We start from the raw sequence: 24,355 nt of genomic DNA, 5'->3' as shown, positions 1-24,355 counted from the left end.
GCCCGAACTCACCCCGCGCGATCAGTCGTCGCGCGGGGTGATGGCGTATTCGACCACGGCCGGGTCGGCGCGCAGCGACGTCGACAGGCCCCGGACGCACTCGCGCGAACCGCGCACCTTGGCCGAGTGCGTGATCAGCCGTCCGTGCTCGATCAGGCGATGGGCGACGCCGGAGCAGCGGCAGTCGCGATCGCGAAGGTACTGAACGAATTCGGCGTCGCTGGGGGCTTCTTCACGCGCGTAGCTGACCTCCAGCACGACCGTGGTCTTGCGTGGCAGGTTCTCGTCGATCCAACGCCAGCCGACCAGCACCAGCAGGACCACAGCGGTCCCCACGCAGGCCAGCGGATAGAGCCCGATCCCGAAGAGCACGCCGATCGCCGCCGACGCCCACAGCGACGCCGCTGTGGTCAGCCCTTGCACCGAAAAGCCCTGCTGGAAGATCACCCCGCCGCACAGGAAACCGATGCCGGTCAGTATGCCGTGCGCCATGCGGGTGGGGTCGGCGGTGATGTTCTCGCCGGGGATGAACCCCACCGACCAGCGCCCCTGATGGGCCGCGGCCACCATCAGCAGCGCCGAGGTCACGCACACCAGGGTGTGGGTGCGCAGGCCGGCCGGACGTCCGCGCACCTCGCGCTCGAAGCCGATCAGGCCGCCGCCGATCAGAGCAGCGACGACGGGCCAGATCAGGTCCGGCTCAAGCTCCCACATCCGCCGCTCCTCTCCGGCGGTGAACGGCGCCGCTCGCAGCGGCGTTCCGCGAACCAAGGGAGATCGAATTTGAGTGAAGCCGTATCGCGAATCCCAACAAACTGGGCAGCACTCGCATTGACGAGAACGGAACAAGAACGTAGCGTCACAACTATGAAGATCACGGGGCTGTTTGCTGGGATCGGTGGACTTGAGCATGGCCTTGCTCAAGCCGGTCACGAGACGGTCGCAGTCTCAGAAATTTGGGATCCCGCCTGCACCGTGCTGCGGGCGCGAGTTGATGCTCCGAACCTCGGCGACGTTACGGACATCAAAGCCATTCCAGCGGAAACGGAACTCCTGACTGCGGGATTTCCCTGCCAGGACTTGAGCCAGGCGGGAAAAACAGCCGGCATTGAAGGTCGGCGATCGGGCCTCGTCGGAGCCGTGTTCGATATTCTGGACCGGCAACCCGTCCCGTGGGTTTTGCTGGAGAATGTCTCGTTCATGCTTCGGCTGGAAAGAGGCGCAGCAATGCACCGGCTCGTGACCGAGTTCGAAGAGCGCGGGTATCGGTGGGCTTACCGCGTTATCAACTCGCTTGCGTTCCTGCCGCAGCGCCGGGAACGGGTGTTCTTCCTCGCCAGCCGTGAGGGGGACCCGAGCAGCGTGCTTTTCGACGGCAATGAGAGCCCGCTAGAGACGCCGACCAGCCTCGCTCAGCTCGCGCACGGCTTCTATTGGACCGAAGGGATTCGGGGGCTCGGTTGGGCGGCTGATGCGATCCCCACATTAAAGAACGGATCGACCATCGGGATCGCATCCCCGCCCGCCATCTTGCGTCCGACTGGCGAGTTGATCACCCCCGACATTCGAGATGCTGAACGCCTTCAAGGGCTGCCTGAGGACTGGACGAAGCCCGCTGAACTCACCGGCCGCGCATCTTGGCGCTGGTCGCTTGTAGGAAATGCAGTGAGCGCACCTGTCGCAGAATGGGTGGGCACACGTCTTTTGGGCACCCAGGGGCGCACTGATTTCATTTCAGCCGAGCTACCGCAGTCTTGGCCTCGCGCCGCCTACTATGACGGCAGCGAACGTCGCGCTGCGCTCGTGAGCGATTTCCCGGTCGTTCGTGCGCGCGCGCCTTTGCATGACTTCTTGAACTATCCAGGAAAGCCGCTTTCAGTACGAGCGACAGCTGGCTTCCTGGAGCGTACAGGGCGTAGCCAGCTTCGCTTTCCAGCCGGCTTCCTCGATCGCGTGCACCGGCATCTGTCCGCAATGCAGGCCGCCGGGCTCGCGAGGGCCGCTTAAAGCTCCTTGAACCGACTAGCGTACAGGGCGGCCAGACGGTCGATCATGCGCTCGTAGTGATCGATGTCAGCCTTCGTCGGCGCGGGCGGACCTTCAACCACGCTGACCGGCGAACCATCGTTTCGACAGTCCACGACCACCACGCCAAGCGCGTCGTATCCATCTTCGTCGATCTTCGCGCGACGCGGCAGTTCCCGGACCTTAGCCAACGTGCGGGCCGTATCCGCCGGTTGGCGATGAACATTCGTCCTGCCGTTCGAAGGCGTGACGAACGTCGTCGCGGCGTTGATCATGACGAAACCGGCGGCCAGCGCCTCTTGGGACGCGCCATGGACAGTCTGCTGACTGGAGTTCAGCTCATCATAGAGCCGGGGCAACGCCTTAACATGAGCCGTCATGCACGCCTTTGCCTCCAGCGCCACCAAGACGGCTCCAACAGGCGCTCGACGCAACGCCCCCGCAAGTTTCACCTGATCCGCCGGAAGGTCCGCCGCAATGCCGTATGAAGCCGCAAGATCGAACAGGCTCGTATCCGTCGCCTGACCGGCCGCAGTGCACAGGACGAAGTCCAAGTCTTTCTTTCGTGAAAGGCGGAAGTCCCGCATTTCATGGTTTAGACCGAAAAAGACCCGACCATCCCGCGCGTGGCGAGCCAACAGCGGGCATCGCTCAATGAGGTCAGCCAACACAAAGACACAGGCGATCTTCGAATGGTGATCGCTTCGTGAATGGTATTGCCACCAGCGACCCGTAGCCCGCTCCAGGACGTTAGGTCGGCTTAGCGCGGTGGCGATGCGTGCAGGCCCGCTCAAGAATCACCCCTAGATTGCGCCCGAACGCTGGACTGCTTCGCGACCTCAGCCAAGCCGGTCCACCACGCCGTTCCCGAAACGAAAAAGGCCCCTCCGGGCGGAGGGGCCTTCTCGAAACGCTGTGAAACCGTCTCGCCTCAGCCGGCGAGGCGCTCCAGGTCCTCGTCGCTGATCTCGAAGTTGGCGTAGACGTTCTGGACGTCGTCGTCGTCGTCCAGCGCGTCGACCAGCTTCATGACCGTGGCCACCGCGTCGCCGGTCACCGGGGTCAGCGACTTCGGCTTCCAGATGATGGCGGTCGACTTCGGCTCGCCCAGCTTGGCGGTCAGGGCCTCGACCACCTCGTTGAGGTCTTCGAAGGCGGTGTAGATCGTGTGGCCCGGCGCGTCCTCGTAGATGTCCGGCTTCACCAGGTCGCTCTCGACGTCCTGGGCGCCGGCCTCGATGGCCGCCTCCATCACCGCCTCTTCGCCGCCGGCTTCGGCGCGATAGACGATCTGGCCCACGCGGTCGAACATGAAGCTGACCGAGCCGGTCTCGCCCAGGTTGCCGCCGTTCTTGCTGAAGGTGGAGCGCACGTTGGACGCCGCGCGGTTGCGGTTGTCGGTCAGCACTTCGACGATGACGCCGATGCCGCCCGGGCCGAAGCCTTCGTAGCGGATTTCCTCGTAGGCGTCGGCGTCGCCGCCGGCCGCCTTCTTGATCGCCCGCTCGATGTTGTCCTTCGGCATGGACTCGGCCTTGGCGTTGTTCACCGCCAGGCGCAGCCGCGGGTTCATGGCCGGGTCGGGCATGCCCGACTTGGCCGCCACGGTGATTTCGCGCGACAGGCGCGAGAACAGCTTGGAACGGACGGCGTCGGCGCGTCCCTTCCGGTGCATGATGTTCTTGAACTTAGAATGCCCGGCCATGTGGTCGCTGTCTGAGCTCTTTGCTGGGTTTCCAGGCGGCCCCCGCCGCCCGGTGAAGGGTTTCGGAGCCTAAGTAGCGAACCGGAACCGCGCGCGGAACCCCCGTGCGACCACGGGGTTCAGACAAAGGCCCCGCCCGGAGACGCGTACATGACCCCGATCGACGCCGATTACATGGAAGAGCTGGCCGGTCCGGAGATCGTGCACTGGTACGAGCGCCCCGGCTGGCCGCTGGGCGACGTGACGCCCGCGGTGGCGCTGGCGTCCGCCTTCGCACTGGGCGCCCTGGTCGGCGCCGGCGTGCTGCTGGCGGTGGAGCGCCTGCGCCACCACTGAACGGTCAGGCGAAGGCCGCCGCCACTTCCGGAACGTGCTGCGACAGCCGACCGCCCACGCGGATCGGCTCGACGCGCACGGCCAGACCCGTGCGGTCGTCGGTCTCGACATAGACGCCGCAGATGGTCGCCGGCCCCGAGGCGGGCGTGTAGCGGCTCTGCGAAATGCGGGTGGTGAACCGGCGCAGCGGCTCTTCCTTCTCGTTGCCGATCACGCTGTCGTAGTCGGCGCACGCGCCGGCGTCGGTCTGATAGGCGGTGCCGCCGTTCAGGATCTGGCAGTCGGCGGTCGGCACGTGGGTGTGGGTGCCCACCACCAGGCTGGCGCGCCCGTCGCAGAAGTGGCCCATGGCCATCTTTTCCGCGGTCGCCTCGGCGTGGATGTCGACGATCACGGCGTCGGCGGCCAGGCCCAGCGGGCAGGACTCCAGCTCCTTGTCGACGGCGGCGAACGGGTCGTCCAGCGCGTCCATGTGCACGCGGCCCAGCGCGTTGATCACCAGCACCCGCTTGCCGGACTGGGTCTCGTAGAGGTTCGCGCCGCGGCCGGGCGCATGCGACAGGCGCGGATAGTTGGCGGGCCGGATCAACCTGGGCTCACGCTCGATGTAGGTGAGCGCCTCCTTCTGGTCCCAGGAGTGGTTGCCCAAGGTCAGGCAGTCGGCCCCGGCCTCGAACAGGTCGCGCGCGGTGGCCTCGGTGATGCCGAAGCCGGCCGCCGCGTTCTCGGCGTTGATCACCACGAACTCTAGCCCCAAGCGGCGGCGCAGGGCGGGAAGGTGGTCGGCGAGACCCTCGCGGCCGGAGCGGCCCACGACGTCTCCGAAAAAAGCGATACGCATTCAGTCGTCCTCTCGGACCGCAATATAGCCGAGCTCGGTGACGACGCCGTCCAGTTTCTGGTCGTGCGCCTCGATCGGCGTTTGGTCGATTTCCTGGGCGGCGTAGGCCAGGCCCACCGCCACCACGGGCTTGAACGCGCGCAGGGCTTCCAGGGTCCGGTCGAAATGGCCGGCGCCGTAGCCCAGCCGCCCGCCGAAGCGGTCGAAGGCCAGCAGCGGCACGATCACCAGGTCGGGGACCAGGACGGGCGCGTCCTCCAGCGGTTCATGCACCTTGAAGTGCCCGGGCGCGAGCTCGGCCTCGGGGCGCCAAAGGCGAAAGGTCAGCGGATCGTGCGAGCCGCGCGGCGGCGTGGCCGGCAGGGCCAGGCGCGCGCCCAGCCGCATCAGCCGGCGCATCAGCGGACGCGGGTCGATCTCGGTGCGGAACGGCCAATAGCCGGCCACCACCGCGCCGGGCGCGGGAATCCAGAACGCGGGAAACAGCGCCGCCGCCGTCTCGCCGGCCATCGGGTTCAGCGCGAACGCCTGGGCGCGGGCCTCGGCGGCGTGGGCCCTGGCGGCCGCTTTGGGATCGGGGAAATCGGTCATCGGCGCGTTCGGCGAAGCTGTACGCCTGGAACGCGTCCGGAAGAAGAGGGTGGCGGCGCCGCGTAGAACCGTGAAGGCGGTTTCAATCCCCTCGGACCTGGATAGCCAGGTGGGCGCCGTGTGCGCGGGTCCACGGACCCGAACAGGGACAGCTCCCTTCGAGGATGATTAAGGTCCCCGGGATGTGAAGCCTTCGACGTGAGCCGCAGCAAGACCCGCCGGACGTCCAAGGTAGGGGGCGGGGGAAACGATCACAACCCTGCGCGCTGTCGCAATTGAACTTCCGTCATCCCGGCCGCAGCGCAGCGAAGAGCCGGGACCCAGCCCGCGCCACGCCTGTTGCAGGCCGCCATCGCAGCTTCGGGGCCGCGCTTGCTGGGTCCCGGATAAGCGCTGCGCGCTTTCCGGGATGACGGAAAAGGGATGGCCGCTACTCCGCCAGCAGCTTCTCAAGCCGCCCGGCCGCGGCGTTGAGCGCGTCGGCGGCGCGCTTCTCCACGGTTTCGGAACCGGCCATGGTCCGGTCGTGCTCGGCGCGCAGGCGGTTCAGCTGGGTGCGGATGTCCGACAGCTCGTCGGCGACCAGCAGGGCGGCCATCAGGAACAGGCGGATGTCGCCGACGTGGCCGACGTCCTGGGCCACCTGGCGGACGTTGTCGTCGAACTGGCGGGCCAGGGCGCGGACGCGCTCCTCCTGGCCGTCGGCGCAACCGACGTTGTAGGGGCGGCCGTTGATCTCGACGGTGACGGTGGCCACGGGACTATTCCTCGGCGGTCAGGATCAGACGGACGTGTTCGGCGGCGCGACCCAGAGCCGCAGACGCCTCGGCGGCGGCGTCCTCGAGGTCGCGGGCGCGGGCCCGGGCGCGATCGAGGTCATCGGCCAGGCGCGCGCGGTCCTGATCGAACAGATCGCCCTCGCCGCCACGGCTCTGCGCCTTGAGCGCACGGAAGCGCCCCTCCAGCGCGGTCAGCGCCTGGTCAAGCCGGCCGGCCGCGGCGTCCAGTTCACTGGTCGAGTCCGCCATCACGCCCCTCCACCCAAATCCTGACACGAATCTGTATAGAACGCGCGCCGTGCGTCAGGTAAAGCGCGCGCGCCCTGTTTTCCTCGTCTCCGGAGTCCGTTTCATGGCCGACGACCTCGTCCGCGCCCCCGCCCGCACGTCGGTTTCGCCGCAGCGCATGGCCGACGCCATCCGCGTGCTGTCCATGGACGGCGTCGAGCAGGCGGCCTCCGGCCACCCCGGCATGCCGATGGGCATGGCCGACGTGGCCACCGTGCTGTTCACCCGCTTCCTGAAGTACGACGCGCGCAAGCCCGAGTGGCACGACCGCGACCGCTTCGTGCTGTCGGCCGGCCACGGCTCCATGCTGATCTACTCGCTCCTGCACCTGACCGGGGTGAAGGAAGTGACGGCCCAGGAGCTGAAGAACTTCCGCCAGTGGGACTCCAAGACCCCGGGCCACCCCGAGTACGGCCACACGCCGGGCGTCGAGACCACCACCGGCCCGCTGGGCCAGGGCCTGGCCACCGCCGTCGGCATGGCCATGGCCGAGCGCCACCTGGCGAACCGCTTCGGCGACGAGCTGGTCGACCACCGCACCTGGGTGGTCGCCGGCGACGGCTGCCTGATGGAAGGCGTCAGCCATGAAGCCATCGGCCTGGCCGGCCGCTTCAAGCTGAACAAGCTGACCGTCCTGTGGGACGACAACGAGATCACCATCGACGGCGACGTCCGCATCTCGGAAACCGGCGACCAGCTGGCCCGCTTCAAGGCGTTCGGCTGGGCGGTGAAGCGGATCGACGGCCATGACATGGACCAGATCCGTCGCGCCCTGACCTGGGCCACTCGCCAGGACCGCCCGACCCTGATCGCCTGCCGCACCCGCATCGGCAAGGGCGCGGCCACCATGGAAGGCAGCCACAAGACCCACGGCGCGGCCCTGGGCGCGGCCGAAATCGCCGCCACCCGCCAGAAGCTGGGCTGGACCCTGCCGCCGTTCGAGCTGCCGGAAGACATCGTCGACGCCTGGCGCAAGGCCGGCCGCAAGGGCGGCCGTCAGCGCCGCGCCTGGGAAGACCGCCTGAAGGGTTCGGAAAAGTCGGCCGAGTTCCTGCGCGCCATGAAGGGCGAGCTGCCGGCCGAAGCCTTCGCCGCCATCGACGCCGAGATCGTCAAGCAGACCGACGCCAAGCCGGCCGCCGCCACCCGCGTCTCCTCGGGCTCGGCGCTGGAGAACCTGACCCCGTTCATCCCCGAGATGATCGGCGGCTCGGCCGACCTGACCGGCTCGAACAACACCTTCGTCAAGGGCATGAAGGCGTTCGACTATCCGGACTACGACGGCCGCTACGTCCACTGGGGCGTGCGCGAGCACGGCATGGCCGCAGCCATGAACGGCATGGCGCTGCACGGCGGGATCATCCCCTATTCGGGCACCTTCCTGGTGTTCTCCGACTACAGCCGCCCGGCCATCCGCCTGGCCGCGCTGATGGGCGTGCGCGCCATCCACGTGCTGACCCACGACTCGATCGGCCTGGGTGAGGACGGCCCGACCCACCAGCCGGTGGAGCACCTGGCCGCGCTCCGCTGCATCCCGAACCTGCTGGTGTTCCGCCCGGCCGACGCGGTCGAGGTGATGGAGTGCTGGAAGGCCGCTCTGGACGCCAAGACCTCGCCGTCGGTGATGGCCCTGTCGCGCCAGAAGACCCCGGCGGTGCGCACCGTGCAGGCCGAAGAGAACCTGTCGGCCCGCGGCGCCTACGAACTGGCCGCGGCCGAGGCCGGCCCGGCCCAGGTCACCCTGTTCGCCTCGGGCACCGAAGTGGCCATCGCCATGGCCGCCCGCGCCCAGCTGGAAGCCGAAGGCATCGGCGCCCGCGTGGTCTCCACCCCGTGCTGGGAGCTGTTCGAAGCCCAGAACGCCGCCTACCAGCGCAAGGTGATCGGCAAGACCAAGGCGCGCGTCGCGGTCGAAGCGGCGGTGAAGTTCGGCTGGGAACGCTTCATCGGCGACGACGGCGTGTTCGTCGGCATGAAGGGCTTCGGCGCCAGCGCGCCGTACGACCGGCTGTACCAGGAGTTCGGCATCACCCCGGAAGGCGTGGTCGCCGCGGCCAAGTCGCAGCTCTGATCCCGACCGCCTGATCAACGACCCAGGGCCCGTTCCGTCCAAGGCGGACGGGCCCTTTTTCTATCAAAGGATATTCCCATGCGCCTCGGCACGCCGCTGTCGCCCACCGCCACCAAGGTCATGCTGCTGGGCTCGGGAGAGCTCGGCAAGGAAGTGGCGATCGAGCTGCAGCGCCTGGGCGTGGAGGTGATCGCGGTCGACCGCTATCCGAACGCGCCGGCCATGCAGGTCGCCCACCGCTCGCACGTGATCGCCATGACCGATCCGGCCGCGCTGCGCGCCGTGATCAAGCAGGAGCGCCCGCACCTGGTGGTGCCGGAGATCGAGGCCATCGCCACCGAAGTTCTGGCCGAGGTCGAGGCCGCAGGCCTGGCCACCGTCATCCCGACCGCGCGCGCCACCCAGCTGACCATGAACCGCGAGGGCATCCGCAAGCTGGCGGCCGAGGAGCTGGGCCTGCCGACCTCCAGCTTCGCCTTCGCCTCCAGCCGCGACGAGCTGGCCGCCGCCGCCCGCGACGTGACCGGCTTCCCCTGTTTCGTGAAGCCGGTGATGTCCTCCTCGGGCAAGGGCCAGAGCTATCTGGAGAGCCCCGACGACGTCGACGGCGCCTGGACCTACGCGCTGGCCGGCGGCCGGGTCGAGCAGGCCCGCGTCATCGTCGAGGGCCGGGTCGAGTTCGACTACGAGATCACGCTCCTCACCGTTCGCGCCCGCAACGCCGCTGGCGAGATCGAGACCCGCTTCTGCGCCCCCATCGGCCACCGCCAGGTGAAGGGCGACTATGTCGAGAGCTGGCAGCCGCAGCCGATGAGCCCCAAGGCGCTGGAACGCGCCCAGGACATCGCCGCCAAGGTCACCGGCGCGCTCGGCGGCCAGGGCGTGTTCGGCGTCGAGCTGTTCGTGAAGGGCGACGACGTCTGGTTCTCGGAGGTCAGCCCCCGTCCGCACGACACCGGCCTGGTCACCCTGGCCAGCCAGACCATGTCGGAGTTCTGCCTGCACGCCCGCGCCATCCTGGGCCTGTCGGTCGACACCTCGCAGCGCGAGCCGGGCGCCAGCGCTGTCATCTACGGCGGCATGGAGGCCGAGGGCGTCGCCTTCGAGGGCGTGGATCAGGCCCTGAGCGTGCCGGGGGCCGACCTGCGCCTGTTCGGCAAGCCGGAAGCCTTCGAGCGCCGGCGCATGGGCGTGGCCCTGGCGCGCGGCGCCGACGTCGACCAGGCCCGCGAACGCGCCCGCGAGGCGGCCGCGAAGGTGAAGCCGGTCCGGGGCTGACGCCTCAGCGGCCGGCGGCGACCTGCACGGCCCGGGCCAGCGCGGGATCGAGGTTGGCCTTGCGGTCGGCGGCGGTCGTCACCGCCTCGACGTCAGGGCGCACGCCCTGCCCTTCCAGCCGCACGCCGGCCCCGGTGCGGGCGTCGGCGACGCTGACGCTGAGCGCGCCGCCGTCGGGCAGGGAATACTCCTGGGAGGCCAGCACCGCCCCGCCGGTCCGCTCGCCGACGATCCGGCCTCGGCCGGTCTCCTGGATCGCCGCGGCGAACAGCTCGGCGGCGCTGTTGCTGCCCGGGCCGACCAGCACGACCAGCGCCCCCGGCCGCGCGCCCTCGCAGGCCCCGACGCGCTCCTTCACGACGAAGCCGCGGCGCGAGGTGGTCCGCAGGACCACCCAGCCCTCGGGCGCGATGCAGGCGAGACTGCGCCGCAGTTCGGAGATGTAGCCGCCGCGATTGCCGCGCAGGTCGACGACCAGCGGCGCGCCGGCGGGGACGCGCGCGATTTCTCCGGCCAGCCAGCCGGCGGTTCCCCTGTCGAATTCGTCGAAGCCGATGACCCAGGCGCCCTCGTGAAGCTCGGCCGGACGATGACGGGGCCGGGGCGCGGTCTGCGCCGCCGCCGAGGTCTCGCCCGAGGCGGCGTCCGCCCGGCGCTTCAGGTACTCCGGACTGCTGACGAACGCGTGCCGGTCCTTGAGCCGGCCCAGCATGGCCTGGATCACCGCATAGAGCGCCCGCTCGTCGACGGCGGCCGCGGCCTTGGGCCGGAATTCGGCGCCCGTGGCCTTCCAGTCGAGGCCGTGGAAGCCGTGGTCGTAGTAGTTGCGCTCGACCCGCTTCCAGGCGTTGTCGAACACGCGCAGGTTCGCCTCGCCGCGGTCCGCCGCGCTGGCGGGAATCGCTTGCACGAAGAGCGCCGCCGCCAGGGCGGCGAGGAACGCCGGACGCATGGTGTATCCCCCTCGCGACCAGCCTAGCGCTCGGGTCCGTCCGGCGTTATCGACGAGACGTCGCAGCCGCCCGACCGCGCGCAAGCGCCGCAGCCCGCGCCCCGGAGATCCCGTCGGCGAGGCTCATTGCAACAACTTGCATATCTGAAAGCACTGCATCTTACGGCGCCGGGGAGACGCGGCGATGAAACTTGCGTTCAATTGCAAAACCGACGCCGCAACGCTCCCAAAACCGTAGCATTTGGTCACTCGTGTTGAGGTCCCGCAGGGGTTGACTTGACCGCCCCCGGGGGCGAAACGCCGCCGACCCTTTCCGCGCGCGCATGTCGCGCGACTTTCCGCCCCAGAGGACCCGCTCATGACCCTTCGCGTCGCCATCAACGGTTTCGGCCGCATCGGCCGTCTCGTCCTGCGCTCGATCGTCGAGCACGGCCGCCGCGACATCGAAGTGGTCGCCATCAACGACCTGGGTCCCGTCGAGACCAACGCCCACCTGCTGCGCTACGACAGCGTGCACGGCCGTTTCCCGGGCACCGTGACCTCGGGCGAGGACTGGATCGACGTCGGCCTCGGCAAGATCAAGGTCACGGCCATCCGTAACCCGGCCGAGCTGCCGCACAAGGAAATGGGCGTCGACATCGCCTTCGAGTGCACCGGCATCTTCACCTCCAAGGAGAAGGCCTCGGCGCACCTGGAAGCCGGCGCCAAGCGCGTGCTGGTCTCCGCCCCGTGCGACAACGCCGACAAGACCATCGTCTTCGGCGTGAACGACGGCGTGCTGACCGCCGCCGACACCGTGGTGTCGAACGCCTCGTGCACCACCAACTGCCTGGCGCCGGTGGCCAAGGTCCTGCAGGACCTGTGCGGCATCGAGCGTGGCTACATGACCACCATCCACGCCTACACCGGCGACCAGCCGACGCTGGACACCATGCACAAGGACCTCTATCGCGCCCGCGCGGCGGCCCTGTCCATGATCCCGACCTCGACCGGCGCGGCCAAGGCCGTCGGCCTGGTGCTGCCGGAACTGAAGGGCAAGCTGGACGGCTCCTCGATCCGCGTCCCGACCCCGAACGTCTCGGTGGTCGACCTGAAGATCGTCCCGGGCCGCGAAGTGACCAAGGAAGAGATCAACGCGGCCATGATCGCCGCCGCCGAAGGCCCGATGAAGGGCGTGCTGGCCGTGACCAACGACCCGATCGTGTCGATGGACATCAACCACATCGCCGCCTCCTCGACCTTCGCCCTGCCGCAGACGCAGGTGATCGAGGGCAAGCTGGCCCGCGTCCTGAGCTGGTACGACAACGAGTGGGGCTTCGCCACGCGCATGAGCGACACCGCTCTGGCGATGGCCAAGTTCCTCTAAGCCTCTTTTCGTCTCCGTTCGCTCGCCCCGACTGCCGGTCGGGGCGAGCCGCTTTTCAGGGCACGCCCACGATGACCTTCCGCACCCTCGACCAGGCCGGCGACCTCTCCGGAAAGACCGCGCTGGTGCGCGTCGACTTCAACGTGCCGATGCAGGACGGCAAGGTCAGCGACGACACCCGCCTGCGCGTGGCGATTCCGACCATCCGCAAGCTGCAGGCCCTGGGCGCCAAGGTCGCCCTGCTGGCCCACTTCGACCGCCCCAAGGGCGAGCGCGTGCCGTCCATGAGCCTGGCCCCGGTGGCGCCGGCCCTGTCGGCCTTGCTGGGCGAGCCGGTCGCCTTCGCCGACGACTGCGTGGGCGAACAGGCGAAAGCCGCCATCGCCGCGCTGCCGGCCAAGGGCGTCGTGCTGCTGGAGAACGTCCGCTACCACAAGGGCGAAGAGAAGAACGACCCGGCCTTCGCCGCCCAGCTGGCCGAACTGGGCGACCTCTATGTCAACGACGCCTTCTCCGCCGCGCACCGCGCCCACGCCTCGACCGAGGGCGTCGCCCGCCTCAAGCCCGCCTACGCCGGCGAGAGCATGCGCCGCGAGCTGGAAGCGCTGAACGCGGCGCTGGGCCAGCCGAAGCGCCCGGTGCTGGGCATCGTCGGCGGCTCCAAGGTCTCGACCAAGCTGGACCTGCTGAAGAACCTGGTCGCCAAGCTGGACCGCCTGGCCATCGGCGGCGGCATGGCCAACACCTTCCTGTTCGCCCAAGGCCACGACGTCGGCGGCTCGCTCTGCGAGAAGGACCTGGCCGACACCGCGCGCGAGATCATGGCCGAGGCCGCCAAGGCCGGCTGCGAACTGCTGCTGCCGGTCGACGTGGTCGTCGCCGTCGAGGTGAAGCCGGGCGCGCCTGCGACGGTTCGCGCCCTCGACGGAATCACCGCCGACGAAAAGATCCTGGACGCCGGGCCGCAGAGCGTGGCGCGCCTGATCGACGCGATGAAGAACTCCAAGACCCTGATCTGGAACGGCCCGCTGGGCGTGTTCGAGGTGCCGCCGTTCGACGCGGCCACCGTGGCGGCCGCCAAGGCCGCGGCGGAACTGGCCAAGAGCGGAGCAGTTACCGCAGTGGCGGGTGGCGGGGACACGGTCGCGGCCCTGAATCATGCGGGCGTGGCCGACGATTTCACCTTCGTGTCCACGGCTGGCGGCGCCTTCCTGGAGTGGATGGAAGGCAAGGCCCTGCCGGGCGTCGAGGCGCTGCGCGGCTAAGGTCGCTGGACGAGCGACGGCCGAACGAACTGAACGATTATCGAGGGACTACGACTATGGACCTGCAAGCTCTGAACGCGGTGGCGGAAGCCATGGTGGCGCCCGGCAAGGGCATCCTGGCCGCCGACGAATCGACCGGCACCATCAAGAAGCGCTTCGACGGGATCGGTGTCGAAAACACCGAAGAGAACCGCCGCGACTACCGCGAGCTGATGTTCCGCGCCGAGGGCATGAAGCACGTCTCGGGCGTGATCCTGTATGACGAGACCATCTGGCAGAACGCCGCCGACGGCACGCCGCTGGTCGAGCTGATCGCCGCCGCCGGCGCCGTTCCGGGCATCAAGGTCGACAAGGGCGCCAAGCCGCTGCCGGGCTTCCCGAACGAGACCATCACCGAGGGCCTCGACGGCCTGGGCGAGCGCCTGGTGAAGTACTACGAGCGCGGCGCCCGCTTCGCGAAGTGGCGCGCGGTGATCGACATCGCCGACGGCGTCCCGACCTGGGGCGCGGTGAAGGCCAACGCCCACGCCCTGGCCCGCTACGCCGCCATCTGCCAGGCGCACCAGATCGTGCCGATCGTCGAGCCGGAAATCCTGATGGACGGCGCCCACTCGATCGAGCGCTGCGACGAGGTCACCCGCTGGGTGCTGACCACCGTCTTCAACGAGCTGTTCGAACAGCGCGTGGCCCTGGAAGGCATGGTGCTGAAGCCGAACATGGTCATCTCCGGCAAGAAGGCGCCGGTGCAGGCCTCGGTCGAGGAAGTCGCTCAGCGCACCGTCGCCGCCCTGAAGGCCACCGTGCCGTCGGCCGTGCCGGGCATCGCCTACCTGTCGGGCGGCCAGACCGACGAGCAGGCCACCGCGCACCTGGACGCCATGAACCGCATCGGCGGCTTCCCGTGGAAGATGACCTTCTCCTACGGCCGCGCCCTGCAGGCCGCGCCGCAGAAGGCCTGGTCGGGCAAGAAGGAAAACGTGCCGGCCGCCCAGGCCGCCTTCCTGCACCGCGCCCGCATGAACGGCCTGGCCGCTCTGGGCCAGTGGGAAGCCGCGATGGAGAAGGTGGCGGCCTAAACCGCCCCTCATCGCTGAAAAGCTCGAAGGGCCGCGGTTCACGCCGCGGCCCTTTTTGCGTCTCAAGCTTAGCTGTGGTCTTTTCCCGCCGGGGACATCGGGGGGAGCGTTTCCATGCGTCGTCTGTTGATCGTGCCGGCTCTGCTGCTGCTCGGCAGCTGCGCCACGCTGGACAAGAACGAGTGCCTGGCCGGCGACTGGCAGGGCATCGGGCTACGCGACGGCGCCGCCGGCGCGCCGATGAGCCGGGTCGACGACCACGCCAAGGCCTGCGCGCCGCACGGCGTGACGCCCGACGTCACGGCCTGGAAGCGCGGCCGCGAGCAGGGCCTGCTCGACTACTGCCAGCCGCAGCGGGGCTTCCGGGTCGGCGCGGCCGGCTCGAGCTACGCCGGCGTCTGCCCGGCCGACCTGGAGCCCGACTTCCTGGCCGGCTACTCCGACGGCAAGCTGATCTACTCGGCCAAGCAGGACGTGGACCGCGCAAGCTCCGACGCGAGCAACGCCTATTACGAGGCCGAGCGGCTGGAGAAGGAAATGCGCCAGCAGGAGGCCCGGCTGGCCGATCCGAAGCTGACCGCCCAGGAACGTGAGTCGATCCGCGCCGGCCTCAAGCGCCTGCGCAACGACCGCGAGCGGGCGCTGGACGCCATGGAGCGCGCCAAGCGCGACGAGAGCCGCGCCCAGCGCGACCTGGACGACCTGCAGGCCCGCTTCACCGCGATCTACGGCGACGTCTGAGGCTTAGTGCACGGTGTGGCCGCTCGGCGTCTGCGTCGGCCGGTTCTTGCGCCACAGCTCCTCGGTCAGGACGTTGGCGAAGCTGATCCAGCCGGCGTAGGGCGCGACCATGGCCGCGGCCTTGCCGTCGACCTTGCGCGCCGCGTTCACATAGGCCGCCGTCGCCCCCAGCGTGGTCACGGCGGTCAGCACCTGCGCCAGCCGGTGGCGGGGCCCCCAGGCCATCCACAGCGCCTGCAGGCCCTGGATCGCCGCCCATAGCGCGAAGGCGCGGTCGCGCTCGGGCCCGCGCGCGTTCCAGATTCGCAGGCCCGACCAGGTCAGCATGGAGAACAGGGCTGGCCAGACCACGCCGAAGACCGCACGCGGCGGCTGCATGGCCGGTTGCTCGAGCGCGTCGTAGTGCGCCTTCACTTCGGGGTTGCGCGGGGTCGGCGCGTTGCGGCCGGCGATCACCGCCGACAGCGCCACAGCCCCGACACACAGCACCACGCCCAGCGCCACGTGACTGGCGCTGCGATCGCGGCTGTTGAGGAAATCAGCCAAGGCGTCCCGGCCCGCCTGCAACATGGAACTCTCCGTCCGTGGAGCAGGAGTAACAGGTTGCTCCGGCGGCGGTTCCGGCGACGCCTCGGCGCGTGACAGCCGAAATGGACGCCGTTTCGGCGGCCGTCGCGCTCCAGCTCTAAGAAATTCTGCCGATCAGTTGCCGGTGGCCGAGGAGTCCGTCTGGATCTGGCCCATGGCGCTCTGCAGGTAGTTCTGCTCGCCCAGCGACTCCACCAGCGACAGCTGGGTCTCCAGGAAGTCGATGTGCTCTTCGGTGTCGGCCAGGATGTCGGTGAGCAGCCGGCGGCTGACGAAGTCCGAGGCCGCCTCGCAGGCGCGCACGCCTTCGACCAGCAGGGCGCGGCCCTCGACCTCCAGCGCCAGGTCGGCGCCCATGCACTCGACCGCGGTCTCGCCGATGCGCAGCTTGTGCAGGTCCTGGAGGTTCGGCAGGCCTTCGAGGTAGAGCACCCGCTTGATCAGCCGGTCGGCGTGTTTCATCTCGCCGATCGACTCGTCGTAGATGATCTTGCCCAGGTGGTGGAAGCCCCAGCTCTCGAACATCCGAGCGTGCAGGAAGTACTGGTTGACCGCGGTCAGCTCGTTGGTGAGCACCGCGTTCAGAAGCTTCACGATCGCCGGATCGCCCTTCATCAGCCCCGCCTCCTTATTCGGCGGCGAAGCGCAGGGCCTCCTCGGACTCCTGAATCATCCGCCGCATGTCGCACACGCATTTGGCGCACTGGGGCGCCGCGTTGCAACGATCGAATACCTGTTTCGGACGCACGGCGCCCGCGTCGATGGCCGCGCGGACCTCGCGTTCACGGATTCCGTTACAGTTGCAGACGTACACGGGGCGGACCCACTGACTGAGAACGACTCTCGATAGCACAACCGGCCGCATCTGCAAATCGTTCTCAGTCGCGACCCGGCGCCGCACTCGCGACCGGTGGGCCTCAACCGCGGCCTCTTGAGCCCAGCCTCTTGACCCTCACGCCGCGCGCGCCCATTCCCGCGCCGATGACCGAGCCGCTCTGCCGCCTTTACCTGATCACCCCGTCCGCCCTGCCCGACCTGGCGGGCTTCCTGCGCGACCTGGAGGCGGCGCTGGGCGCCGGCGACGTCGCCGCCCTGCAGATCCGGCTGAAGGGAGCCTCCGACGACGCGATCGCCGAGGCGACCCGGGCGATCCTGCCGCTGGCCCACGCGCACGGCGTGGCCGTGATCATGAACGACCGGCCCGACCTGGCCCGCGCGCTCGGCTGCGACGGCGTCCACATCGGCCAGGGCGACGCGTCCTTCGCCGACGCGCGCAAGGCGGTGGGCCAAAACGGCATGGTCGGCGTCACCTGTCACGACAGCCGCCACCTGGCCATGGAGGCGGCCGAGGCCGGCGCCGACTACGTCGCCTTCGGCGCCTTCTTCCCGACCACGACCAAGGAAGCGCCGACCCGCGCCGAGCCGGAAATCCTGTCGATCTGGCAGGAAACCATGGAAATTCCGTGCGTTGCGATCGGCGGCGTGACGGTCGAGAACTGCCGCCCGCTGGTGCGGGCGGGGGCCGACTTCCTGGCGGTCAGCGCCGGGGTCTGGGCGCGCCCGGACGGCCCCGCGGCCGCCGTGCGCGCCTTCCTGGCCGAGATCGAGGCCGGGCTGAAAGAACGGAACCCGTTCAATCAAAATTAGAATCCTCGTGTTCTGTTAGCCGGCCAAGATCGAGAGTCTGGCGAGGAGGCCGGACCTAATGGCCGAGGCCTACGCAGGAACCACCCAACACGCGCCGGAAGCGGCGGCGGGTCCCCGTTCGACGTCGGAGCTCCGCTCCGCGCGCGTCACCGCTTGCCTGGTCGCCGCCGTGCTCGTCCTCGTGCTGGGCGTGGCCGCGATCCTGACCACGCGCATGACCGGCCTGGTCGCAGCGCTGTGGGGCGCCGGCGGCGTGGCCGTGGCCGGCTGGCTGCGCGGCCCGCGCAGCGCCGAGTTCGACGCCGCCTACGCCCTGTTCATCACCGTGGCCTTCGCCACCGCCAACGTCCTGGTCGGCAATTCGCTGACCCAGACGGCGATGTTCACCGTCGCCAACATGCTGGAGGTGGCCACCGCCGTGTTCCTGGCCCGCCGGGTGGCCCCGCAGGGGTTCGACCTGTCCAGCCTGAACGGCCTGGCCCGCTATCTGCTCGCCGTCCCGCTGGTTTCGCCGCTGCCCGGCGCCCTGTTCGCCGGCGCCGGCCTCGCCGCCGCCGGGCTCGGCGACTTCCGTCACACGGTCGAGACCTGGTGGTTCGGCCACGCCCTGGGCCTGGCCGTGGTCGGCACCGTGGGCCTTTCGGTCACCCCCGAGCGTCTCCAGGAATGGCGCCAGCCCCGCCGCCTGCTCGAGGCCGCCGCCATCCTGCTGGGCATGGCCGTCGTCACGGCCGTCGCCTTCCTCCAATCCAAATATGCGATCGGCTTCCTGATCACCCCGATGCTGCTGCTGGCGGCGGTTCGCCTGCGCCTGTTCGGGGCGGCCAGCGCCATCCTGATCGTGGCGCTGGGCGCGATCGCCGGCGTCATGCTCGAGACCGGCCCCGCGGTGCTGGGCGCCTTCAGCATGGTCGAGACCAAGCTGCGCGTCACCCAGCTCTACGTCCTGCTGGGCTGCGTGCCGATCCTGCTGGTCGCCGCCCTGCTGGACGAGCGCGACCGCCTGGCCGCGGCCGCCCAGGCCGGCCTGCTGCGCGCCGAGGCCGCCAGCGCCGCCAAGTCGCGCCTGCTGGCCAACGTCAGCCACGAGATCAAGAGCCCCGTCGCCGGCGTCATCGGCATCGGCGAGCTGTGGGCCTCCGGCCAGCTCGGCCCGGTGTCGCCGACCCAGGCGGAAATGTCCGAAATGCTGGTGCGCACCGCCCGTCAGGTCGAGGCCCTGGCCAACGACCTGCTGGACGTGGCCCGCGCCGAAGCCGGCCGCGTGGCCGTCACCCTGCGCTCGGTGGACCTGGACGGCCTGGCCGAGGACGTGCGCCGCGCCGTGGCCGTGCGGCCGGAATCCGCGGGCTTGCGCTTCGTGGTCGAGCCCGCCCAGGACCGCCTGGTGGCCCTGGCCGACTCCGTGCGGCTGTCGCAGGTGGTCACCAATCTGGCGACCAACGCCGTGAAGTACGGCCGGTCCGGCGGCGTGGTGATCTTCCGCCTGTCCCGTCCGGACGCCGAGACCGCCCGCATCGAGGTGATCGATCGTGGCCCGGGCATCTCGCTGGAAAAGCAGACCGAGCTGTTCGAGCCGTTCAACCGGCTGGGCATGGAGAAGTCGGAGATCGAGGGCCACGGCATCGGCCTGGCGCTGGCGCGCCGACTGGCCGAACTGCAGGGCGGCCGCATCGGCTTCGAGAGCCGCCCGGGCGAGGGGGCCCGCTTCTGGGTCGACCTTCCCGCCGCCCAGGCCTGAGGCCCGGCGCGAGGGCGGCGCCGTTCAGCGCCCGCGCTGATCGCCGCCCCGAAAATCCGGCTTCCCCTTTTTCCGTTCGCACTCTAGGTTCCGCGGCCGAATTTCAGCCCCTTTCGCGGGACCGCTTCCCATGAAGATCAACGCCAACGGAATCAAACCGGGCATGGTGCTCCAGCACGACGGCGGCCTCTGGGTCGCGGTCAAGACCGCCCACGTGAAGCCGGGCAAGGGCGGCGCCTTCGCCCAGGTCGAAATGAAGAACCTGATCACCGGCACCAAGCTGAACGAGCGCTTCCGGTCGGAAGACACGGTCGAGCGGGTTCGCCTGGAGCAGAAGGACTACACCTTCCTGTACGACCAGGGCGACGTCCTGGTGTTCATGGACAAGGTCTCCTACGAGCAGATCGAACTGCAGAAGGACTGGGTCGGCGAAGAGCGCGCCCAATTCCTGCAGGACGGCATGGAAGTGACCATCGAGTCGCACGAAGAGCGTCCGATCGGCCTGTCGCTGCCGGAATACGTCACCCTGGAAGTCGTCGAGACCGAGCCCACCGTGAAGGGCCAGACCGCTTCGTCGTCCTACAAGCCGGCCATCGCCAACAACGGCATGCGCATCATGATCCCGCCGTACATGACCACCGGCGAGCGCATCGTGGTGTCGACCGAGTCCGGCGAGTACGTCCGCCGCGCGGACTAACCTTTTTACCGCTCGCCTCGTCCTGGACGGGGCGAGCGGAGTTTGGATGCTGACGTGAGCACGCCCTCCGCCCTGCTTCAGGTGATGATCGACGCGGTCCGCAAGGCCGCCCGTCCGCTCGCGCGCGACTTCGGCGAGGTCCAGGAGCTGCAGGTCTCCCGCAAGGGGCCGGGCGACTTCGTCACCGCCGCCGACCTGAAGACCGAGGCCGCCCTGTTCGAGAGCCTGCTCAAGGCGCGCCCGGGCTACGGCTTCCTGGGCGAGGAACGCGGCCTGGTCGAAGGCACCGACAAGACCCACACCTGGATCGTCGACCCGATCGACGGCACCACCAACTTCGTGCACGGCATGCCGCACTTCGCGGTCACCGTGGCGCTGGAGCGCCGCGAGGCCGACGGCCGCACCGAGATCGTGGCCGGCGTCACCTTCAACCCGATCCTGAACGAGCTGTTCTGGGCCGAGCGGGGCAAGGGCGCCTTCCTGAACGACAAGCGCATCCGCGTGGCCGGCCGCAACCGGCTGGACGACGCCCTGATCGGCACCGGCGTTCCGTTCGTCGGCCGTCCGGGCCACGGCCAGTTCCTGAAGGAGCTGCACCAGCTGACCCAGCGGGTGGCCGGCGTGCGTCGCCTGGGCTCCTCGGCGCTGGACTTCGCTTGGGTCGCGGCGGGCCGCTACGACGCCTACTGGGAGCGCAACCTGAAGCCCTGGGACGTGGCGGCGGGCATCCTGCTGGTCACCGAGGCGGGCGGCAAGGTGACGACCATCGACGAGGACGGCGACCCGAAGAGCGGCGTCTCCATCTGCGCCGCCAACCTCGACCTGCATCCGCAGCTGATCGAGAAGCTGCGCGGCGCCTAAGGCGCTAGGCCCGACGCGCCGCCGCTCCGAAGAAGGCGGCGCGCCGGTCGCCCGGCATGCTTTCCACCGCCCTGACGCCCCGGCGCATGCCGCCGGCGAACCACAGCCACGCCAGCGCCCCGGTCACGCCGTAGCGGCGCATGAGGGCGCGCCGAAGCTCGCCCGCCGCCCAGACCCCGCACCGCCAGGCGTTGTCCTTCGCCTGAGCCCGCCAGGTCGCGTAGGGGCCGGGCCAGCCCAGCGCGTTGACCAGGCTCTCCGACACGCCCAGCCCCTCGGCCATCCTCAGCAGATAGAGCCGGCTCATGCGACTGGCGGGAATCTGATGGCGGAGCACGCAACCGGGCGCGTACCACAGCGCGTAGCCCGCGCCCCGCACCCGCTGGGAGATCTCCACGTCGCCGCCGGAGATGAGCTGGCCGCCGGTCCGGTCGGCGAGCAGGGACTCCCGCGTCCAGCCGCAGGCCTCCAGGGCGGCGCGGCGCAGCAGCATCCCGGCCCCGGCCAGGTTGTCGACCTCGCACAGGACCGCGCCGTGGTCCTGCTCGGCGAAGCAGAAGCCGAACCCTTTCAGAAAGGCCGGTTGCGGGACCTCGAAGTCGAGCACGATGCGCCCGCCGAAACCGCCCGCCTCGGGCTGCGCCGCGATGGCGGCGGCGGCTCCCGCGATCCAGTCCGGCTCGAGCAGATTGTCGTCGTCGACGAAGGCGATCCAGTCGGCCTCGGTCTCGCGCGCCCCGCGCCGGCGGGCGGCGGTCACGCCCGGCTCCGGCTCCAGCACCCGCCGCAGGCCCGGCACGCGCCCGCGCCAGGCCTCGACCACGGCGGCCGTGTCGTCGGTGCTGGCGTTGTCCACGACCAGCACCGACCAGGGCATCGGGGCCGCCTGCTGACGCGACAGCGCCGCGAGCGTCGCGTCCAGGTGCTGGGCGCGGTTGTAGGTGCAGACGACGACCTGCACGGCTGCCGGAGCGGGCATCGGATCTCCCAAGCGATCCGTACCAACGGCTAAGCCCCGCCCCCCGTTTCCTCCCCTGGGGTTTTCACCCAGGGGAGAGTTCAGGCCCCCTGGAACTGCAGTTCGGCCAGGCGCGCGTAGAGCCCGCCGCGGGCGACGAGGTCGGCGTGCGTGCCCTCCTCGACCACCCGGCCCTGGTCCATGACCACGATGCGGTCGGCGCGCAGGACGGTGGCCAGCCGGTGGGCGATGACCAGGGTCGTGCGGCCCTTCATGGCCTCGTCCAGCGCCTGCTGCACCAGCCGCTCGTTCTCGGCGTCCAGCGCGCTGGTGGCCTCGTCCAGCAGCAGGACCGGCGCGTCGCGCACCAGGGCGCGGGCGATGGCCAGGCGCTGGCGCTGGCCGCCGGACAGCGAGCGGGCCCGCTCGCCCAGCGGCGTCTCCAGGCCCTCCGGCAGGGCTTCGAGGAAGGCCAGGGCCTGGGCCTCGGCGGCGGCGGCCACCGCCTCGTCGCGCGAGGCGGCCTCGCGGCCGAAGCGGATGTTGTCGAGCGCCGAGCCCGAGAACAGCGGCGCTTCCTGGGCGACCAGGGCGATGCGCTCGCGCACCGCGCGCGGATCGGCCTCGCGCAGGTCCACCCCGTCCATGCGGATGCGGCCGGACTGCGGATCGTAGAAGCGCAGCAGCAGGCGGAAGACCGTGCTCTTGCCCGCGCCCGAAGGACCGACCAGGGCGACCGTCTCGCCCGGGCGGACGTCCAGGGTGAAGCCGTTCAGGGCCGGCAGGTCCGGGCGCCCCGGATAGGCGAAGGTGACGTTCTCGAAGGCGGCCTCGCCCCGCGGCTTGACCGGCAGGGCGACCGGCTGGGCGGGGGCGGCGATCGACGGCCGCTCACGCATCAGCTCGTCGATTCGCTCCATGGCCCCGGCGGCCTTCTGCACGTCGCCCCAGGCCTCGCCCAGCGAACCGACCGAGCCGGCCGCCAGGAAGGACAGGAAGACGAACTGGGCCAGGGCGCCGGCCGACATGTCGCCGGAGATCACCGCGCGCGCGCCCAGCCACAGGATCACCGCGATGCCGCAGAACATCAGGGTGATGACCAGGGCGGTCATGGAGGCGCGGGCGCGGATGCGCTTGAGCGAGGCGGCGAAGGCGCCCTCGACCGCCGAGCCGAACTGGGCGGTGGCGCTCTGCTCGCGGCCGAAGGCCTGCACGGTCTCCAGCGCGTCGAGGCTTTCGCCGGCGTAGCCGACCGCGTGAGCGAAGCGGTCCTGCGACTGGACAGTCAGCTTCTTCACCGTCCGGCCGACCAGGAACATGGGGGTCAGCACCAGCGGCCCCAGCAGCAGCACCAGCCCCGTCAGGCCCGGGCTCACCCAGAACAGAACGATGATCGCGCCCACCAGCATGACCAGGTTGCGCAGCGCCACCGAGATCGAGGTGCTGAGCAGGGTCTCCACGATCTGGATGTCGGTGGTCATGCGCGACAGGACCTCGCCCGTGCGCATCTTCAGGAAGAAGGCCGGATCCAGGGTCATGACGTGGGCGTAGACCGCCTTGCGCAGGTCCGCGACCGTGCGCTCGCCCGACTTGGTCACGTAGAAATATCGGAGCGCCGTCGCCAGGGCCAAGGCCATGGCGACGCCGCCCAGCAGCAGGAACCAGCGGTCGATTCCCGCGCCCCCGGCGGCGAAGCCGTGGTCGACCAGCAGGCGCGAGGCGCCGGTGAGACCGAGCGTCGCAGCCGACGAGCAGAACAGGAACAGCAGGGCCAGGCCCGTGTCGGTCTTGTGCCGCAGCATGAAAGGCAGCAACCGCCCCAGCGGGCGCACGTCGCGCTTCTTCTCGCGCCGGCGGGCTTCGTCGGCGATCTGACCTACAACCATCGCGCCGGGATTGGGCCGGCCCCGGGCCTCGGACGCGGCCTCGGTGGAACTCATGTGCGCCTCTTGCCTTTCTGAGCAGGCTGCGTGTATAGAGCCGCGCTCCCGCCGGGACCACCGGCGGGTTTTCCATTTACGCGACTATCTTTGGGCGCCGCGCCGATGAAACAGGACATCCACCCCGACTACCACTTCATCACCGTGGTGATGACGGACGGGACGACCTATCAGACGCGTTCGACCTACGCCAAGGAAGGCGCGACCCTGAACCTCGATATCGACCCGAAGACCCACCCGGCGTGGACCGGCGGCAACCAGACCCTGCTGGACCGCGGTGGCCGCGTGTCGCGCTTCACCAACAAGTTCGGTGGCTTCCTCAAGAAGTGACCCGGCCGCATCAGCGGACGAAGAAAAGAGCGCCGGTCGTCGACCGGCGCTTTTGCTTTTTGGGCCTCACAGCCTAACGTTACCGCGCATTAACGCGGCGGTCATAATGAGGCCGCGCTTCCGGGATTTCGGATGGGAATGATCCGAGCGCTTCTGATCTCAAGCGCCGCCGCCGCGCTCGTCGCCGGCACGGCCCAGGCCCAAAGCCAGACCCCGAGCCGGACTCCGGCCCCGGCGCCGGCGCCGGCGGGCCAGCCCGCCCCGGCCGCGGGCAAGCCC

General features: G+C 69.7%; 26 protein-coding genes and 1 other RNA gene. 13 read left to right on the top strand and 14 right to left on the bottom strand.

Annotation, left to right across the window (positions count from 1 at the left end; all coding sequences use genetic code 11):
* Positions 1 to 21: 21 nt before the first annotated feature.
* Positions 22 to 714, bottom strand: coding sequence for an MgtC/SapB family protein (locus tag G3573_RS02550; RefSeq protein ID WP_163259283.1), 693 nt, complete (start codon positions 712 to 714; stop codon positions 22 to 24).
* Between the two features lie 153 nt (positions 715 to 867).
* On the opposite strand from G3573_RS02550, the gene dcm reads away from it, so the two are divergent.
* Positions 868 to 2,007 carry a DNA (cytosine-5-)-methyltransferase gene (gene dcm / locus G3573_RS02545; protein WP_163259282.1) on the top strand — a complete coding sequence of 380 codons (1,140 nt, stop codon included), beginning with the start codon at positions 868 to 870 and terminating at the stop codon, positions 2,005 to 2,007.
* Here the strand turns inward: dcm and G3573_RS02540 are convergent.
* Together G3573_RS02540 and G3573_RS02535 are read right to left on the bottom strand one after the other, a co-directional pair.
* Complete coding sequence (locus G3573_RS02540) at positions 2,004 to 2,579, bottom strand: hypothetical protein (RefSeq protein ID WP_205598030.1); 576 nt, start codon at positions 2,577 to 2,579, stop codon at positions 2,004 to 2,006. The two genes, dcm and G3573_RS02540, sit on opposite strands and share 4 nt — an antisense overlap.
* 377 nt (positions 2,580 to 2,956) lie before the next feature.
* Positions 2,957 to 3,730 carry a YebC/PmpR family DNA-binding transcriptional regulator gene (locus G3573_RS02535; protein WP_163259280.1) on the bottom strand — a complete coding sequence of 258 codons (774 nt, stop codon included), beginning with the start codon at positions 3,728 to 3,730 and terminating at the stop codon, positions 2,957 to 2,959.
* 150 nt (positions 3,731 to 3,880) lie between these two features.
* Here G3573_RS02535 and G3573_RS02530 point away from each other — a divergent pair, with 150 nt between their 5' ends.
* Complete coding sequence (locus G3573_RS02530; protein ID WP_163259279.1) at positions 3,881 to 4,066, top strand: hypothetical protein; 186 nt, start codon at positions 3,881 to 3,883, stop codon at positions 4,064 to 4,066.
* Between the two features lie 4 nt (positions 4,067 to 4,070).
* Here G3573_RS02530 and G3573_RS02525 read toward each other — a convergent pair whose 3' ends face one another.
* The 5 genes from G3573_RS02525 to G3573_RS02505 form a co-directional block, all read right to left on the bottom strand.
* Positions 4,071 to 4,907, bottom strand: a complete 837-nt coding sequence (locus G3573_RS02525; RefSeq protein WP_163259278.1) for a TIGR00282 family metallophosphoesterase — start codon at positions 4,905 to 4,907, stop codon at positions 4,071 to 4,073.
* Positions 4,908 to 5,498, bottom strand: a complete 591-nt coding sequence (locus tag G3573_RS02520; RefSeq protein ID WP_163259277.1) for a 5-formyltetrahydrofolate cyclo-ligase — start codon at positions 5,496 to 5,498, stop codon at positions 4,908 to 4,910.
* Positions 5,499 to 5,549: 51 nt separating this feature from the next.
* A non-coding RNA gene (ssrS, locus tag G3573_RS02515) (6S RNA) lies at positions 5,550 to 5,713 on the bottom strand.
* Positions 5,714 to 5,928: 215 nt separating this feature from the next.
* Positions 5,929 to 6,255, bottom strand: coding sequence for a cell division protein ZapA (locus G3573_RS02510; protein WP_163259276.1), 327 nt, complete (start codon positions 6,253 to 6,255; stop codon positions 5,929 to 5,931).
* Positions 6,256 to 6,259: 4 nt separating this feature from the next.
* Positions 6,260 to 6,526 (bottom strand): DUF4164 family protein, encoded by a 267-nt coding sequence (locus G3573_RS02505; protein ID WP_163259275.1) that lies wholly within the window; start codon positions 6,524 to 6,526, stop codon positions 6,260 to 6,262.
* A 103-nt stretch (positions 6,527 to 6,629) separates the two neighbouring features.
* On the opposite strand from G3573_RS02505, the gene tkt reads away from it, so the two are divergent.
* Both tkt and purT read left to right on the top strand, forming a co-directional pair.
* Entirely contained in the window at positions 6,630 to 8,636 is a 2,007-nt protein-coding gene (tkt, locus tag G3573_RS02500) for a transketolase (protein WP_163259274.1), read from the top strand.
* 78 nt (positions 8,637 to 8,714) lie between these two features.
* Complete coding sequence (gene purT, locus G3573_RS02495; RefSeq protein ID WP_163259273.1) at positions 8,715 to 9,914, top strand: formate-dependent phosphoribosylglycinamide formyltransferase; 1,200 nt, start codon at positions 8,715 to 8,717, stop codon at positions 9,912 to 9,914.
* Positions 9,915 to 9,918: 4 nt separating this feature from the next.
* Here the strand turns inward: purT and G3573_RS02490 are convergent, their stop codons facing one another.
* Entirely contained in the window at positions 9,919 to 10,866 is a 948-nt protein-coding gene (locus G3573_RS02490) for a S41 family peptidase (protein ID WP_163259272.1), read from the bottom strand.
* A 358-nt stretch (positions 10,867 to 11,224) separates the two neighbouring features.
* Between G3573_RS02490 and gap the strand changes: the two genes are divergently transcribed.
* From gap to G3573_RS02470, 4 genes are all read left to right on the top strand, one after another.
* Positions 11,225 to 12,232: a type I glyceraldehyde-3-phosphate dehydrogenase gene (gap, locus tag G3573_RS02485; RefSeq protein ID WP_163259271.1), complete on the top strand. Its 1,008-nt coding sequence runs from the start codon at positions 11,225 to 11,227 to the stop codon at positions 12,230 to 12,232.
* Positions 12,233 to 12,303: 71 nt separating this feature from the next.
* On the top strand, positions 12,304 to 13,497 hold the full coding sequence (locus G3573_RS02480) for a phosphoglycerate kinase (protein WP_163259270.1): 1,194 nt from the start codon (positions 12,304 to 12,306) through the stop codon (positions 13,495 to 13,497).
* Between the two features lie 56 nt (positions 13,498 to 13,553).
* A complete protein-coding gene (locus G3573_RS02475; RefSeq protein WP_163259269.1) occupies positions 13,554 to 14,573 on the top strand; it encodes a class I fructose-bisphosphate aldolase in 1,020 nt (339 codons plus the stop codon).
* A 114-nt stretch (positions 14,574 to 14,687) separates the two neighbouring features.
* Entirely contained in the window at positions 14,688 to 15,314 is a 627-nt protein-coding gene (locus G3573_RS02470; RefSeq protein ID WP_163259268.1) for a DUF2799 domain-containing protein, read from the top strand.
* 3 nt (positions 15,315 to 15,317) lie between these two features.
* Here the strand turns inward: G3573_RS02470 and G3573_RS02465 are convergent, their stop codons facing one another.
* The 3 genes from G3573_RS02465 to G3573_RS02455 all read right to left on the bottom strand — a co-directional run bounded on the left by G3573_RS02465 (position 15,318) and on the right by G3573_RS02455 (position 16,716).
* Positions 15,318 to 15,884, bottom strand: a complete 567-nt coding sequence (locus tag G3573_RS02465) for a TspO/MBR family protein (RefSeq protein ID WP_163259267.1) — start codon at positions 15,882 to 15,884, stop codon at positions 15,318 to 15,320.
* A 132-nt stretch (positions 15,885 to 16,016) separates the two neighbouring features.
* Positions 16,017 to 16,517 carry a bacterioferritin gene (bfr, locus tag G3573_RS02460; protein ID WP_163259266.1) on the bottom strand — a complete coding sequence of 167 codons (501 nt, stop codon included), beginning with the start codon at positions 16,515 to 16,517 and terminating at the stop codon, positions 16,017 to 16,019.
* Positions 16,518 to 16,530: 13 nt separating this feature from the next.
* Positions 16,531 to 16,716 (bottom strand): (2Fe-2S)-binding protein, encoded by a 186-nt coding sequence (locus G3573_RS02455; protein WP_163259265.1) that lies wholly within the window; start codon positions 16,714 to 16,716, stop codon positions 16,531 to 16,533.
* A 167-nt stretch (positions 16,717 to 16,883) separates the two neighbouring features.
* Here G3573_RS02455 and thiE point away from each other — a divergent pair, with 167 nt between their 5' ends.
* The 4 genes from thiE to G3573_RS02435 all read left to right on the top strand — a co-directional run bounded on the left by thiE (position 16,884) and on the right by G3573_RS02435 (position 20,848).
* Entirely contained in the window at positions 16,884 to 17,549 is a 666-nt protein-coding gene (gene thiE, locus G3573_RS02450; RefSeq protein ID WP_163259319.1) for a thiamine phosphate synthase, read from the top strand.
* A gap of 58 nt (positions 17,550 to 17,607) precedes the next feature.
* On the top strand, positions 17,608 to 19,290 hold the full coding sequence (locus G3573_RS02445) for a HAMP domain-containing sensor histidine kinase (protein WP_163259264.1): 1,683 nt from the start codon (positions 17,608 to 17,610) through the stop codon (positions 19,288 to 19,290).
* A 130-nt stretch (positions 19,291 to 19,420) separates the two neighbouring features.
* Complete coding sequence (gene efp / locus G3573_RS02440) at positions 19,421 to 19,987, top strand: elongation factor P (protein WP_163259263.1); 567 nt, start codon at positions 19,421 to 19,423, stop codon at positions 19,985 to 19,987.
* Positions 19,988 to 20,041: 54 nt separating this feature from the next.
* Positions 20,042 to 20,848 carry an inositol monophosphatase family protein gene (locus tag G3573_RS02435; RefSeq protein ID WP_163259262.1) on the top strand — a complete coding sequence of 269 codons (807 nt, stop codon included), beginning with the start codon at positions 20,042 to 20,044 and terminating at the stop codon, positions 20,846 to 20,848.
* A 4-nt stretch (positions 20,849 to 20,852) separates the two neighbouring features.
* Here G3573_RS02435 and G3573_RS02430 read toward each other — a convergent pair whose 3' ends face one another.
* Positions 20,853 to 21,827, bottom strand: coding sequence for a glycosyltransferase (locus G3573_RS02430; protein WP_163259261.1), 975 nt, complete (start codon positions 21,825 to 21,827; stop codon positions 20,853 to 20,855).
* Positions 21,828 to 21,907: 80 nt separating this feature from the next.
* On the bottom strand, positions 21,908 to 23,746 hold the full coding sequence (locus G3573_RS02425; protein ID WP_163259260.1) for an ABC transporter transmembrane domain-containing protein: 1,839 nt from the start codon (positions 23,744 to 23,746) through the stop codon (positions 21,908 to 21,910).
* Positions 23,747 to 23,851: 105 nt separating this feature from the next.
* Between G3573_RS02425 and rpmE the strand changes: the two genes are divergently transcribed.
* Positions 23,852 to 24,076, top strand: coding sequence for a 50S ribosomal protein L31 (gene rpmE, locus G3573_RS02420; protein WP_163259259.1), 225 nt, complete (start codon positions 23,852 to 23,854; stop codon positions 24,074 to 24,076).
* Positions 24,077 to 24,355 lie beyond the last annotated feature (279 nt).

It is taken from the genome of Caulobacter sp. 17J65-9 (genome assembly GCF_010975005.1).
In the GTDB taxonomy this organism is placed as follows: Bacteria; Pseudomonadota; Alphaproteobacteria; order Caulobacterales; family Caulobacteraceae; genus 17J80-11.
This window is presented reverse-complemented; position numbering and strand designations above follow the sequence as displayed.

What these genes read in the sequence shown, in the direction of transcription:
- G3573_RS02550 (WP_163259283.1), bottom strand. Translation starts at nt 714, where the DNA reads ATGTGGGAGCTTGAGCCGGACCTGATCTGGCCCGTCGTCGCTGCTCTG.
- dcm (WP_163259282.1), top strand. Translation starts at nt 868, where the DNA reads ATGAAGATCACGGGGCTGTTTGCTGGGATCGGTGGACTTGAGCATGGC.
- G3573_RS02535 (WP_163259280.1), bottom strand. Translation starts at nt 3,730, where the DNA reads ATGGCCGGGCATTCTAAGTTCAAGAACATCATGCACCGGAAGGGACGC.
- G3573_RS02530 (WP_163259279.1), top strand. Translation starts at nt 3,881, where the DNA reads ATGACCCCGATCGACGCCGATTACATGGAAGAGCTGGCCGGTCCGGAG.
- G3573_RS02525 (WP_163259278.1), bottom strand. Translation starts at nt 4,907, where the DNA reads ATGCGTATCGCTTTTTTCGGAGACGTCGTGGGCCGCTCCGGCCGCGAG.
- G3573_RS02520 (WP_163259277.1), bottom strand. Translation starts at nt 5,498, where the DNA reads ATGACCGATTTCCCCGATCCCAAAGCGGCCGCCAGGGCCCACGCCGCC.
- G3573_RS02505 (WP_163259275.1), bottom strand. Translation starts at nt 6,526, where the DNA reads ATGGCGGACTCGACCAGTGAACTGGACGCCGCGGCCGGCCGGCTTGAC.
- tkt (WP_163259274.1), top strand. Translation starts at nt 6,630, where the DNA reads ATGGCCGACGACCTCGTCCGCGCCCCCGCCCGCACGTCGGTTTCGCCG.
- purT (WP_163259273.1), top strand. Translation starts at nt 8,715, where the DNA reads ATGCGCCTCGGCACGCCGCTGTCGCCCACCGCCACCAAGGTCATGCTG.
- G3573_RS02490 (WP_163259272.1), bottom strand. Translation starts at nt 10,866, where the DNA reads ATGCGTCCGGCGTTCCTCGCCGCCCTGGCGGCGGCGCTCTTCGTGCAA.
- gap (WP_163259271.1), top strand. Translation starts at nt 11,225, where the DNA reads ATGACCCTTCGCGTCGCCATCAACGGTTTCGGCCGCATCGGCCGTCTC.
- G3573_RS02480 (WP_163259270.1), top strand. Translation starts at nt 12,304, where the DNA reads ATGACCTTCCGCACCCTCGACCAGGCCGGCGACCTCTCCGGAAAGACC.
- G3573_RS02475 (WP_163259269.1), top strand. Translation starts at nt 13,554, where the DNA reads ATGGACCTGCAAGCTCTGAACGCGGTGGCGGAAGCCATGGTGGCGCCC.
- G3573_RS02470 (WP_163259268.1), top strand. Translation starts at nt 14,688, where the DNA reads ATGCGTCGTCTGTTGATCGTGCCGGCTCTGCTGCTGCTCGGCAGCTGC.
- G3573_RS02465 (WP_163259267.1), bottom strand. Translation starts at nt 15,884, where the DNA reads ATGTTGCAGGCGGGCCGGGACGCCTTGGCTGATTTCCTCAACAGCCGC.
- bfr (WP_163259266.1), bottom strand. Translation starts at nt 16,517, where the DNA reads ATGAAGGGCGATCCGGCGATCGTGAAGCTTCTGAACGCGGTGCTCACC.
- thiE (WP_163259319.1), top strand. Translation starts at nt 16,884, where the DNA reads ATGACCGAGCCGCTCTGCCGCCTTTACCTGATCACCCCGTCCGCCCTG.
- G3573_RS02445 (WP_163259264.1), top strand. Translation starts at nt 17,608, where the DNA reads ATGGCCGAGGCCTACGCAGGAACCACCCAACACGCGCCGGAAGCGGCG.
- efp (WP_163259263.1), top strand. Translation starts at nt 19,421, where the DNA reads ATGAAGATCAACGCCAACGGAATCAAACCGGGCATGGTGCTCCAGCAC.
- G3573_RS02430 (WP_163259261.1), bottom strand. Translation starts at nt 21,827, where the DNA reads ATGCCCGCTCCGGCAGCCGTGCAGGTCGTCGTCTGCACCTACAACCGC.
- G3573_RS02425 (WP_163259260.1), bottom strand. Translation starts at nt 23,746, where the DNA reads ATGAGTTCCACCGAGGCCGCGTCCGAGGCCCGGGGCCGGCCCAATCCC.
- rpmE (WP_163259259.1), top strand. Translation starts at nt 23,852, where the DNA reads ATGAAACAGGACATCCACCCCGACTACCACTTCATCACCGTGGTGATG.